Genomic DNA, 11,110 nt, shown 5'->3' on the forward strand with positions numbered 1-11,110 from the left:
ACCTCGGTTTCTGGATCAGGAACGGGAAGACGGGCGTGGCGCCGGCTTGGCCGGGTTGCGGAAACTGAGCCAGAGCACCATCGCCCCGGCACCGGCGGCGAGCACGCCGCACCAACCAACAAACCCCTGTGCAATGCCCCAGGCGGCGATGCTGGCCAGCAGGCTGGCGGCCAGCCCGAGCACGCCCAGCCCCTGCAGCAGGCGACGGCGCGGCGTGGGCGGCGCATGGCCGGCCACATCGCGGTGGTGGCGTTCCATTGCCATGGCCAGGCAGGCAAAGGCGGCGGCCGCCAACAGCAGGGCGAGCACGCTCATGCGCCCGCCTCGGCCGGCGTGGTGGCGCGTGCGGTGCGGGGCTTGCGCTGCGCCGGAACGAAACGGTGCACCTTGCGCGCGGCCCACAGCAGGCCGGCGCCGATCAGCAGCAGGCCGATGTCGATGCCGGCCTTGGCGCCATCCCCGGCAGCAAGCGCGGACAGCGCGCCACCGTGCCAGGCCACCAGGTTGTAGAACGGCAGGCCCAGCGCCAGCACGCCGGCCAGCGCCAGCTGCTCGACCCAGCCGCGACGCGGCGCGCGCAGCATCGCGTGCACCACGCAGGCGGCCCAGGCGTAGAAGAACACCTTCACCTCGGCATCGCTGCGGTTGGCCACGTCCAGCGGCAGCAGGCGGTTGCCCCACAGGAAGGCGATCATCGCCACCGGCAGGCCGGTGACGAAGCCGATGTTCAGGCGTTCGACGATGCGGAAGCCGAGGTGCGGGCGCGCCGGATCCGGCAGCTGGGTGCGCCGCTTCACCGTCCACAGCACCAGCCCGGTGGCCACCATCAGCGTGCCTGCGACGCCGGAAAGGAAGAACAGCCAGCGCATCGTGGTGGGTGCGAAGCGCGCGGCATGCAGGCCGATCATGCCGTCGCGGGTGATGACGGCGGCCGAACGCGGCGGCGCCGCATCCAGCAGGTTGCCGCGCGCATCGAAGGCCAGCGTGTCGGCAGCGCCAGCGATCTGGTCGCCCTGTTGGCGGCGCACGCTGATGCGCATCGCTGCATCGCCAGGCTGTTCGATCTGCAGCGAGGCCGCATGGCCGCCGCCCCACTGCACTTCGGCACGGCGCAGCACTTCGGCCAGCGCCGGCGGGGTCGCGGCGGTGCCGCTGGCGTCGACTTTTTCCGCACGCGGGAACAGTTCGGCGAAGAACGCATCGCGGCCACCGGGGTAGTTGGCATCCACCGCCCACGGCATGTACAGCGTCATCAGGGTGATCAGGCCGGTGTAGGTGATCATCAGATGGAACGGCAGCGACAGCACGGCCAGTGCGTTGTGGCCGTCCAGCCAGCTGCGCTGGCCCTTGGCCCGGCGGAAGGTGAAGAAGTCGGTGAAGATCTTCTTGTGGGTGATGACCCCGCTGATCAGCGCGATCAGCATCAGCATCGAGCAGGCGCTGATGAACCAGCGCGCCCACAGCACCGGCACGTAGTGCAGGTCGAAGTGCAGGCGATAGAAGAAGTTGCCCCCGCGCGTCTCGCGCACCTGCACCGGCTTGCCGTCGGCATCCAGCGTGGCCTGGTTCGGGTTGCGCTGGCCGCGGCGGCGTTCCTTCTCGCCTTGTGGCTGCCAGCTGACGGCGGTCGCGCTGCTGCGCGAGTCGGGCAGTTCGATGCTCCAGCGCTGCGCATCCGGCGCGGTGCGGGCGAGGAACTGCTGGGCCTGACTGACAGCCGTGGCGCTGCTGGCGGGCAGGCCGATTTCCGGCTGCATCCAGCGGGTCAGTTCTTCCTTCCAGTACGCAGCGGTGCCGGCAATGAAGATCAGGAACAGCACCCAGCCGACCACCAGGCCCGACCAGGTATGCAGTACCGATTGCGATTGGCGGATGCCACCCAGATTGCTCATGCCACGCCCCCGCGCAGCAGCCAGGCCAGCAGCGCGCCCAGGCCACCGGCAACCAGCAGGCCCAACGTGGCGCGCAGGGTGCTGCGTGCGGCATAGGCCCAGATCGCGGCCAGCGCGTAGACCACGAAGGCGGCCATGGTGGCGACCAGGGTGGCATCGGCCTTGGCGCCGGGCAGCAGGCGCGCCAGTGCGGCGGCCCAGCAGGCGGCCACGGCATAGCCACCGAGCAGGCCGAGCAGGCCACGGGCCCACAGCAGGCCATGGCCGTTACCGCGCGGCACGCGCTTGGCCGGCGCGGTGCCGGCAGCAGGAGGGGAAGAGGGTGCGGCCATAGCCGATGTCAATAGGAATCGTCTGCAATTGCGAGCGAATGCTATTTGACACCGGTAGCTGTGTCGAGTCCCCCATTCGGGGGGTGTGCCCTTCTGTCAGAGCTTGCGAACGACCGTCTGCTCGGGGGCGATGGCGCGGCCGGCGGCATCCTGCGGCCGCATGTGGGGCAGGGCGGCGCCGCTGGCGCGTTCGATCAGGGTGGAATGCGCTTCGCCGGGGGCGAAACGGTGCCGTTCGCCCCATTGGCGCAGGGCGACCAGCAGCGGGAACAGGTCGCGCCCGGCGGCAGTCAGCACATAGTCCTGGTAGGCGCTGCCATCGGCGGCGGGCTGCTGCACCAGCAGGCCGGCCTCCACCAGCCGGCGCAGGCGGTCGCTGAGGATGTTGCGGGCGGCGCCGAGGCTGCGCTGGAAATCACCGAAGCGGGTGATGCCGTCGAAGGCATCGCGGATGACCAGCAGCGCCCAGCGGTCGCCGAGCAGATCGGCACTGCGGGCCACGGGGCAGGGGCTGTCGGCGTGCATGGCGGCGTCCGGGTGTGGAATCTGGTTGCAGTTTAAAACCGGCGGCGCTACCGTGCATCCAGTTTCGATATGCAACCACATTGATGAGCACTCCCGTATCGCGGCCATTGCTGGGCTTGCTGGCCGTCGCCGCCGGCGCCAGCGTGGCCAATGTCTACTACGCCCAGCCCCTGCTGGAGCGGCTGGCGCAGGCGTTCGCGCTGGATGCGGCCGTCGCCGGTGGGGTGCTGGCCGCGACCCAGGTGGGTAGCGTGCTGGCCCTGCTCGGCCTGCTGCCGCTGGCGGACCGCGGCGACCGCCGGCGCCTGCTGCGCGTGCAGTTGCTGGCCCTGGTGGCCGCGCTCCTGCTGCTGGCCAGCGCCCGCACGGCACCCTGGCTGCTGGCGGGCATGCTGCTGGCCGGGCTGCTGGGTACGGCACTCACCCAGGGCCTGATCGCCTACACGGCCACGCTGGCGCCGGCCGCGCAGCGCGGTCGCATGGTTGGCGTCGTGCAGGGCGGGGTGTTCATCGGCCTGCTGTCGGCGCGTGTGCTGTCCGGCAGCGTGGCCGCGGTGGGCGGATGGCGTGCGGTCTACCTGCTCTCGGCAGTGCTGATGGCCCTGCTGGCACTGCTGCTGTGGCGGCGGCTGCCGGCCTTGCCGCTACCAGCGATGCCACCTTCATGGCGGGCGCTGCTGGCGTCGATGGCCACGCTGCTGCGCGACGACCGCGCGCTGCGTGAGCGCGGGCCGCTGGCGCTGCTGCTGTTTGCGGGCCTCAACGTGTTCTGGGCGGCGGCGCCGTTGCCGCTGTCGGCGCCACCGTTGCACTGGTGCACCGCCGCGATCGGTGCACTGGGCGTGGCGGGCATTGTTGGCGCGCTGCTGGCCGCGCGCGTGGGCCACTGGATGGATCGTGGTTTCGCGGTGCGTGTCAGCCTGGCCGCGCTGCTGCTGATGCTGGCGGCGTGGTGGCCGCTGCTGGGGCTGCCGCACTCGCTGGCGTTGCTGCTGCTGGGCGTGGTGCTGCTGGACCTGGGCGGGCAGGCACTGCACGTGGCCAACCAGGCACTGCTGCTGCGCGCACCGGTTGAACAGCATGGGCGCCTGGTGGCGCTGTACATGCTGTTCTATGCGGTGGGCAGCGGCAGTGGCGCGGCGGCCGGCACCTGGGTGCAGGCGCGCCACGGCTGGGGCGCGGTGTGCCTGCTGGGTGCCGGCATCGCGGCGTTGGCGCTGTTGTGGTGGGCGCTGTGCCGCCTGCGCCGCCAGCCGTGCGGCGGGAGGGGATAGTCAGCGTTGCAGGGCACGGCGCCCGGGTGCGTCGGGCAGGGTGGCATCAGCCAGCACCACCCGGTTGCGTCCGCCACGCTTGGCGGCATACATCGCCGCATCGGCACGCGCCATCAGCCGCTCGTAGTCGGGGTGGCCATCGTGGGCGGCCACGCCGATGCTGGCGCTGAGGTCCAGCTGCTGGCCGTTGGCCAGGCTGACCGGCGACTGCGCGATCTGTCGCCGCAGGCTTTCAGCGATCACCATCGCCTGCGATTCGCTGGCGGACACCAGCACCACCACGAACTCTTCGCCGCCGTAGCGGAACAGGTAATCGCTGCCACGGGTCAGCTGCCCCAGCAGGGCGGCCACGTGCTGCAACGCGCGGTCACCGGCGTCGTGGCCATGGCCATCGTTGATCGCCTTGAAGTGGTCCAGGTCCAGCAACAGCAGCGAGAAAGGTGTCTGGTTGCGCGTGGCCAGCTCAATTTCCCGGCGCAGCACGGTCGGCAGGAAGCGGCGGTTGAGCAGGTTGGTCAGTGCATCGCTGCCCGCATCCAGTTCGCCGATACGCTCGAACAGCAGCGTCATCAGGCTGCGGATGGTGGCCAGGTCTTCGCGGATGGGCGGCAGCACGGCCAGCCGCTGCGCGGTGTCATCGCTCTTGGCGCGCACCAGGCAGGCGTCGATGCGCGCGACCAGGCGGGACACCTGCTGGGTCTCGCTGCTTTCGCCGAAGCTGGGCACGCCCTTGTGGGTGAACCACAGGCCGAACTCGGACGTGGCCAGGCTCGCGCCTTCGCCATCGCAGGTGTGGCCGGCCAAGGTGTACAACAGGGTGTTTTCCCAGTCCAGCAGCAGTGCACGCTGGCGCTCGCGTTCGGTGCTCACGTTCTGCACCAGCGAGAACAGGCGGTATGCCGCATCGGCGCGCGATGAGCGCTCGCGGGCATGGGTATAGGCCAGGGTCATGCCTTCCATGGCGATGTCCATGGTTGCACTGAGGCAATCGATGGCAGCGAATGCCGTATCCGCATCACTGGCCAGGCCACGCACGCGCACGAACAGTTCGTGCTTGAGCACGCGCGCACCGCGGGTGACGAGGTCCACGGGATTGCCGACCCGTGCATGGACATCGCCGATCACACGCTGCGCGGCCACCGCCATGGCCACGCCTTCGGCATCGGTGCACAGCAACTGGTTCAGCCAGCGCTGCATGGCGGGCTGCAGGCGATCCTTCACCTGCTCGTGGGACAGGAAGCGGCGCGCACGCGCATCCTGCAGCAGGACGTCGTAGAAGCGCTGTGCCAGCGCGGGCGGTGCATCCTGCGCGACCTGCCGCAGCAGCGCGGTCGCTGCGGGGCCAGCCTGCAGCAGGCAGTGCTGCCAGGCGTCGGCCAGCGGTTGGCTGGCCTCATCCAGTTGGGGTGTGTCCACGTCGGTATCCAGCGGCGTACGGCAAACCACCGGTATCGGCAGCGCGGGTGTACGGTTGATGGGGGGCGAGTCGGCAGTTTAAGCGGCATGCAGCGTGCCTGCATCGATGGCAGGGCGGCGACGCCTGCAATGTTATAAACAGCGTAATAGTCTCCCGCGGCCACCGCGCGTAGCCTGACCGCATTGCACAGGAGCTTTGCCATGGGCCACGACCACGACCACCTGCGATCGGAAATCCGCCACGAGAAACCGTTGTGGTGGGCGCTCGGCCTGACCACCACGTTCCTGGTGGTGGAGGTGGTGGGTGCGTTCTGGACCAACAGCCTGGCCCTGCTGTCCGATGCCGCGCACATGGCCACCGATACGTTGGCACTGATGATCGCTCTGATGGCGGTGCGGCTGAGCCGGCGCCCGCCGGATGCGCGACGCACTTACGGCTATGCGCGGCTGGAAGCACTGGGCGCGATGATCAATGGCGCAATGCTGTTCGTCGTTGCCGGCTACATCCTGTGGGAAGCCATTGCGCGCTTCCGCCAGCCGCAGGAGATCGCATCGACCGGCATGCTGGTGATCGCAGCGATCGGCCTGGTCATCAACCTCATTTCGATGCGCCTGCTGCAGGCCGGCAGCGGTGAAAGCCTCAACGTGAAAGGCGCCTACCTGGAAGTGTGGGCCGACATGCTGGGCTCGGTGGCGGTGATCGTCGGCGCGCTGCTGATCCGCTGGACCGGCTGGAAGCCGATCGATCCGATCCTTGCCGTGCTGATCGGCCTGTGGGTGCTGCCGCGCACCTGGGTGCTGATGCGCGAAGCCATCAACGTACTGCTGGAAGGCGTGCCCAAGGGCACCGATGTGGCCAAGGTGCGCGCAGGCTTGAGTGCGCATTCCGCCGTGCTGGACGTGCACGACCTGCACGTGTGGGCACTGGCATCAAGCACCCCGGCGCTGACCGCGCACGTGGTGATGCGCGATGGCACCGACGCCGACGCGCTGCGCCGTGAACTGGGCGGACGCCTGCACGAGGAGTTCGGCATCGATCATGTGACCCTGCAGATCGAGGCTGACCACTGCGGCGAAGCGTGCGGGGAGCCGGCCAGGCACGAGCACGATCATGACCATGATGTACAGGGTCATCATGGCCACGTGCACCGGTAACAGATCCCGACTGGGTCTCGTCGGCTGGGTAGAGTCGCCTCTACCCGTCGACCCTACCCTCATCGCGGCGCGAGGCCAGGCGGTCGGCCAGGCGGGTTGGTTCGGGCAGGCGATAGCCGCGCAGCGTGCGCTGCACCCAGGCCAGCGCGGTATCGGCGCTGACCCGGTGGCCGCCCGCCACGAACAACGGCTTGCAGCGGGCCTTGCTGCGCAGCACCCAGCCCAGCTGTTCATCCCCCTGCAGCAGCCGCGCATGCGCGCCGGGCTCGGCACCGGGTTCTTCGAAGCGGCCGACCAGCTTCGACTTGGCCACGCCGATGCTCGGCAGGTCGGTCACCACGCCCAGATGTGATGCCACGCCCAGCCGCCGCGGGTGGCTGATGCCATGGCCATCGACGAACACCAGGTCCGGGGTGCGTGGCAGCTGCGCCAGCGCGGCCAGCAGGGCCGGCAGTTCGCGGAAGCTGAGCAGGCCCGGGATGTAGGGCATGACGGTGGGAATGCGGGCGATTTCCTGCGCCACCGGCTGCAGCGTGGTGGCATCGAGCAGCACGGCGGCCGCGCGGGTGATGGCGCCGTTGTCCTCGAAGCCCACGTCCAGCCCGGCCACCCAGCGCGGCGCGGCCAGCAGCCGGTCCTGGCGCTCGACGCGGCTGGCCAGCTGCACCTGGTGTGCGCGGGCGGCGGCGACGTTGCCTTGCCAATGGCCCGGATCGATCACGGTCTTCATCGGCCCGGAGCATGGCATGACCGCTGCCACGGCGCGGTGAGCGTGGCCGGGGCTACAATGTCCGCCTGCCTATCCTCGCGTTGGAGATCCTGCAGTGACCCGTAAACTCGTACTGTTGCGCCACGGCCAGAGCCAGTGGAACCTGGACAACCGCTTCACCGGCTGGGTCGATGTCGACCTGACCGACCAGGGCCGCAGCGAGGCCGCCAACGCCGGCCGCCTGATGCGCGAAGAGGGCCTGCAGTTCGACGTCGCCCACACCTCGGTGCTCAAGCGCGCCATCCACACCCTGCAGGGTGCGCTGGCCGAACTGGGCCAGGACTGGCTGCCGGTCAACAAGTCCTGGCGCCTGAACGAGCGCCACTATGGTGGCCTGCAGGGCCTGGACAAGGCCGAGACCGCCGCCAAGCACGGCGAAGAGCAGGTCAAGGTGTGGCGTCGTTCGTACGACATTCCGCCGCCGCCGATGGAGCTGGAAGATCCGGGCCACCCGATCCACGACCGCCGCTACGCCGGCCTGGACCGCAACGCACTGCCGGGCACCGAATCGCTGGCGACCACGCTGGACCGCGTGCTGCCGTACTGGCACGACGCCATCGCGCCGCAGCTGAAGGAGGGCAAGACCGTGCTGGTCACCGCCCACGGCAACTCGCTGCGCGCGCTGTACAAGTACCTCAACAACGTCTCGCGCGAGGAGATCCTCGAGCTGAACATCCCGACCGGCATCCCGCTGCTGTTCGAACTGAACGACGACCTGACCGTGAAGTCGTTCCGCTACCTGGGCGACCCGGAAGCCGCCCGCAAGGCCGCTGAAGCCGTGGCCAACCAGGGCAAGGCAAAATAAAGCACAAGGCCGGCGCAAGCCGGCCTTTCGCTTTTTGTAGAGCCGAGCCCATGCTCGGCTGCTGTTTGTAGAGCCGAGCCCATGCTCGGCTGCTGTTTGTAGAGTCGAGCCATGCTCGGCTGCTGTTTGTAGAGTCGAGCCCATGCTCGGCTGCTGTTTGTAGAGTCGAGCCCATGCTCGGCTGCTGTTTCCCCAGAGAGCCGCTGCACCGCCGTCAGCAGTCGTAACCCCAGTCTTCCACGGTCAGTGTGCAGCCCAGCAACGCGCCCAGTGCGGCCTGCTGCGCCAGCAATCGATCCAGCGCGGCCTGTTGGAACGTCTGGCTGCCCACGACCTCGATCATGCCCGCGTCGGCTGTTTTCACGAACAGCGTGACGAAGCCACTGCCCTTGGCCCGTTGCATGCTGCCGATGCCGGCGCCCAGCAGCGGAAGTGGCAGGACCAGGCTGCGGCCGTCCTGGCTGAAACCCGCGATTCCGTTTTCGGCTGCGGACCACGCAAGCAGGTGCCCCGCTGGAGCCTCCACGATCCGGGCCGCAAGGGGGGCGGGCAAGTGCCCTGGATCAACCAGGCCGGGGAGGGTGTAGAGCCGCAGCGCAGCGTCCGATGGCGTGGCGAGGGTAATGATGGTCATGGCAGGGCATGGTAACGGCCCGCATCTCCCCTGTGACCTTTGGCCGGTCCCCGGCATCGCCGCGCCCGCTACGCTGCACGATTCGCCGTCGGAGAGAGACTCCATGAACGTCCGCAACCTGGTCCCGCTGGGCCTGACCATCGCCATCGCTGCTTCGCTGGCCGCCTGTGGCAAGAACGAAATCGCGCCGGCCGCCACCGCCGATGCCAAGCCGGCCTTCGATCAGTCGCAGATCAAGACGCCGCTGATCTCGCTCAACAGCGCCGATCTGGACCCGTCCATTGCCGCCTGTACCGACCTCAATGGCTTCGTCAACAGCAAGTGGCTGCAGGCCAACCCGGTGCCGGGCGACCAGACCACCTGGGGCAGCTTCGAGATCCTGCGCGAGCGCTCGCTGGAAGTGCAGCACGCGCTGGTCGAGCAGGCCGCCGCCAGCCAGGCCAAGGCCGGCTCGGTGGAAGCCAAGATCGGTGACATCTGGAAGACCGGCAACGACGAAGCCAAGATCGAGGCCGCCGGCCTGGCGCCGCTGCAGCCGCAGCTGGACAAGATCGCTGCGCTGAACGACACCGCCGCCATCACCCAGTACCTGCGCGACAGCCAGGCCGAAGGCAAGGGCGTGCTGTTCTCGCTGTTCGGCAACGCCGACTACAAGGATTCGGCCAACGTCATCGCCTACGTCGGCCAGGGCGGCCTGGGCCTGCCGGAAAAGGGCTACTACTTCGACGAATCGCAGGCCAAGATCCGTGACGCCTACGTGGCCTACATCGCCCAGGTGCTGACCCTGTCTGGCATGGACGCTGCGCAGGCCGCCGAGCAGGCCAAGGCCGTGATGGCCTTCGAGACCCGCCTGGCCAAGGCATCGATGTCGCGTATCGAAATGCGCGACCCGGCCAAGCGCTACAACCCGCTCAGCGCTGCCGACGCCGACAAGCTGACCCCGAACTTCAGCTGGACCGCGCTGTTTGACACCCTGAAGGTGCCGGCCGCGCAGAAGTTCTCGCTGGCCCAGCCGGGCTTCTTCGGTGAAATGGACAAGATGCTGGCCGACGTGCCGGCCAGCACCTGGCAGGCTTACCTGCGTTTCCACACCATCGACGACGCCTCGCCGTACCTGAGCAGCCAGTTCGAGAAGGCCAACTTCGATTTCTACGGCACCACCCTGCGTGGCCAGAAGGAAATGCAGCCGCGCTGGAAGCGCGTGCTGGAATCGGTGAACGGTGGCATGGGTGAAGCCCTGGGCCAGCTGTACGTCGACGCCGTGTTCCCGGCCGAATCGAAGGTCGCCATGCAGCACCTGGTGGAAAACCTGTCGGAGGCGCTGAAGGCGCGCCTGGAGCAGCTGCCGTGGATGGGCGAGGAAACCAAGAAGAAGGCACTGGAAAAGTGGGCCAGCTTCACCCCGAAGATCGGCTACCCCGACAAGTGGCGTGACTGGGCGGGCCTGCAGACCAACGGTGACAGCTACCTGGGCAACATGCAGGCGGCACGCGCGTTCAACTACCGCTACATGCTGGACAAGATCGGCAAGCCGGTGGACAAGACCGAGTGGGGCATGACCCCGCAGACCGTCAACGCCTACTACAACGCGACCAAGAACGAGATCGTGTTCCCGGCAGCGATCCTGCAGGCGCCGTTCTTCGACGCCAAGGCCGATCCGGCGCTGAACTACGGCGGCATCGGTGCGGTCATCGGCCACGAGATGATGCACGGCTACGACGATTCGGGCAGTCAGTTCGCCGCCAACGGCAACTTCGACAACTGGTGGACCGACGGCGACCGCAAGGCCTTCACCGAGCGCACCGACAAGCTGGTCGCGCAGTTCGACGGCTACGAGTCGGTGCCGGGCGTGTTCGTGAAGGGCAAGCTGACCCTGGGCGAGAACATCGGTGACCTGGGCGGCCTGACCGTGGCCTACGACGCGCTGCAGATGGCCCTGAAGGAAGACCCGAAGGCGAATGTCGACGTCGATGGCCACAGCCAGGACCAGCGCTTCTTCATGAACTGGGCCACCGTGTGGCGCCGCAACTTCACCGATGGCGAACTGCGCGTGCGCCTGAACACCGATCCGCACGCACCGGCCAACTTCCGCGCCAACGGTGCACCGTCGAACATGCCGTCCTTCGCCGCTGCGTTCCAGTGCAAGGCAGGCGATGCGATGGTGCGCGCCGACGACAAGCGCGTCGTGATCTGGTAATCGATCGCACGTGATGCGTGATGCAGAAGGCCCGGCGAAAGCCGGGCCTTTTGTATGGCGGAACGGTGACCCGGTAGAGTCGACCGCTGGTCGACTATCGCGCGCAGCGCG

11 protein-coding genes are annotated in these 11,110 nt (G+C 68.4%); 4 read left to right on the top strand and 7 right to left on the bottom strand.

Features of this window, described 5'->3' with window-relative positions; translation table 11 throughout:
* Nucleotides 1-15: 15 nt before the first annotated feature.
* The 4 genes from IAE41_RS08360 to IAE41_RS08375 form a co-directional block, all read right to left on the bottom strand.
* Nucleotides 16-315 (bottom strand): DUF3325 domain-containing protein, encoded by a 300-nt coding sequence (locus tag IAE41_RS08360; protein WP_200732768.1) that lies wholly within the window; start codon nt 313-315, stop codon nt 16-18.
* Entirely contained in the window at nt 312-1,892 is a 1,581-nt protein-coding gene (locus tag IAE41_RS08365; protein WP_200732769.1) for a PepSY-associated TM helix domain-containing protein, read from the bottom strand. Before IAE41_RS08365 ends, IAE41_RS08360 begins: the two co-directional genes overlap by 4 nt.
* Nucleotides 1,889-2,224 carry a hypothetical protein gene (locus IAE41_RS08370; RefSeq protein WP_200732770.1) on the bottom strand — a complete coding sequence of 112 codons (336 nt, stop codon included), beginning with the start codon at nt 2,222-2,224 and terminating at the stop codon, nt 1,889-1,891. Before IAE41_RS08370 ends, IAE41_RS08365 begins: the two co-directional genes overlap by 4 nt.
* 96 nt (nt 2,225-2,320) lie before the next feature.
* Nucleotides 2,321-2,749, bottom strand: coding sequence for a helix-turn-helix domain-containing protein (locus IAE41_RS08375; RefSeq protein WP_200732771.1), 429 nt, complete (start codon nt 2,747-2,749; stop codon nt 2,321-2,323).
* 83 nt (nt 2,750-2,832) lie between these two features.
* On the opposite strand from IAE41_RS08375, the gene IAE41_RS08380 reads away from it, so the two are divergent.
* Entirely contained in the window at nt 2,833-4,023 is a 1,191-nt protein-coding gene (locus IAE41_RS08380) for an MFS transporter (protein WP_200732772.1), read from the top strand.
* Here the strand turns inward: IAE41_RS08380 and IAE41_RS08385 are convergent, their stop codons facing one another.
* Entirely contained in the window at nt 4,024-5,439 is a 1,416-nt protein-coding gene (locus tag IAE41_RS08385; RefSeq protein WP_200732773.1) for a GGDEF domain-containing protein, read from the bottom strand.
* Between the two features lie 201 nt (nt 5,440-5,640).
* On the opposite strand from IAE41_RS08385, the gene IAE41_RS08390 reads away from it, so the two are divergent.
* Nucleotides 5,641-6,594, top strand: a complete 954-nt coding sequence (locus IAE41_RS08390) for a cation diffusion facilitator family transporter (protein ID WP_200732774.1) — start codon at nt 5,641-5,643, stop codon at nt 6,592-6,594.
* 40 nt (nt 6,595-6,634) lie between these two features.
* Here the strand turns inward: IAE41_RS08390 and nfi are convergent, their stop codons facing one another.
* Nucleotides 6,635-7,324: a deoxyribonuclease V gene (gene nfi / locus IAE41_RS08395; RefSeq protein ID WP_200732775.1), complete on the bottom strand. Its 690-nt coding sequence runs from the start codon at nt 7,322-7,324 to the stop codon at nt 6,635-6,637.
* Between the two features lie 94 nt (nt 7,325-7,418).
* Between nfi and gpmA the strand changes: the two genes are divergently transcribed.
* Complete coding sequence (gene gpmA / locus IAE41_RS08400; RefSeq protein ID WP_079221191.1) at nt 7,419-8,168, top strand: 2,3-diphosphoglycerate-dependent phosphoglycerate mutase; 750 nt, start codon at nt 7,419-7,421, stop codon at nt 8,166-8,168.
* Between the two features lie 214 nt (nt 8,169-8,382).
* On the opposite strand, the gene IAE41_RS08405 is transcribed toward gpmA, so the two are convergent.
* A complete protein-coding gene (locus tag IAE41_RS08405; protein ID WP_200732776.1) occupies nt 8,383-8,802 on the bottom strand; it encodes a hypothetical protein in 420 nt (139 codons plus the stop codon).
* A 103-nt stretch (nt 8,803-8,905) separates the two neighbouring features.
* On the opposite strand from IAE41_RS08405, the gene IAE41_RS08410 reads away from it, so the two are divergent.
* Nucleotides 8,906-10,999 (top strand): M13-type metalloendopeptidase, encoded by a 2,094-nt coding sequence (locus IAE41_RS08410; RefSeq protein ID WP_200732777.1) that lies wholly within the window; start codon nt 8,906-8,908, stop codon nt 10,997-10,999.
* Nucleotides 11,000-11,110: the final 111 nt, after the last annotated feature.

Origin of the sequence: Stenotrophomonas sp. S39 (assembly GCF_016624665.1) — a bacterium.
In the GTDB taxonomy this organism is placed as follows: Bacteria; Pseudomonadota; Gammaproteobacteria; order Xanthomonadales; family Xanthomonadaceae; genus Stenotrophomonas.

Excerpts from the sequence above, each read along its gene's own strand:
- nfi (WP_200732775.1), bottom strand. The coding sequence starts at position 7,324 with ATGAAGACCGTGATCGATCCGGGCCATTGGCAAGGCAACGTCGCCGCC.
- IAE41_RS08375 (WP_200732771.1), bottom strand. The coding sequence starts at position 2,749 with ATGCACGCCGACAGCCCCTGCCCCGTGGCCCGCAGTGCCGATCTGCTC.
- IAE41_RS08370 (WP_200732770.1), bottom strand. The coding sequence starts at position 2,224 with ATGGCCGCACCCTCTTCCCCTCCTGCTGCCGGCACCGCGCCGGCCAAG.
- IAE41_RS08410 (WP_200732777.1), top strand. The coding sequence starts at position 8,906 with ATGAACGTCCGCAACCTGGTCCCGCTGGGCCTGACCATCGCCATCGCT.
- IAE41_RS08380 (WP_200732772.1), top strand. The coding sequence starts at position 2,833 with ATGAGCACTCCCGTATCGCGGCCATTGCTGGGCTTGCTGGCCGTCGCC.
- IAE41_RS08365 (WP_200732769.1), bottom strand. The coding sequence starts at position 1,892 with ATGAGCAATCTGGGTGGCATCCGCCAATCGCAATCGGTACTGCATACC.
- IAE41_RS08360 (WP_200732768.1), bottom strand. The coding sequence starts at position 315 with ATGAGCGTGCTCGCCCTGCTGTTGGCGGCCGCCGCCTTTGCCTGCCTG.
- IAE41_RS08390 (WP_200732774.1), top strand. The coding sequence starts at position 5,641 with ATGGGCCACGACCACGACCACCTGCGATCGGAAATCCGCCACGAGAAA.
- IAE41_RS08405 (WP_200732776.1), bottom strand. The coding sequence starts at position 8,802 with ATGACCATCATTACCCTCGCCACGCCATCGGACGCTGCGCTGCGGCTC.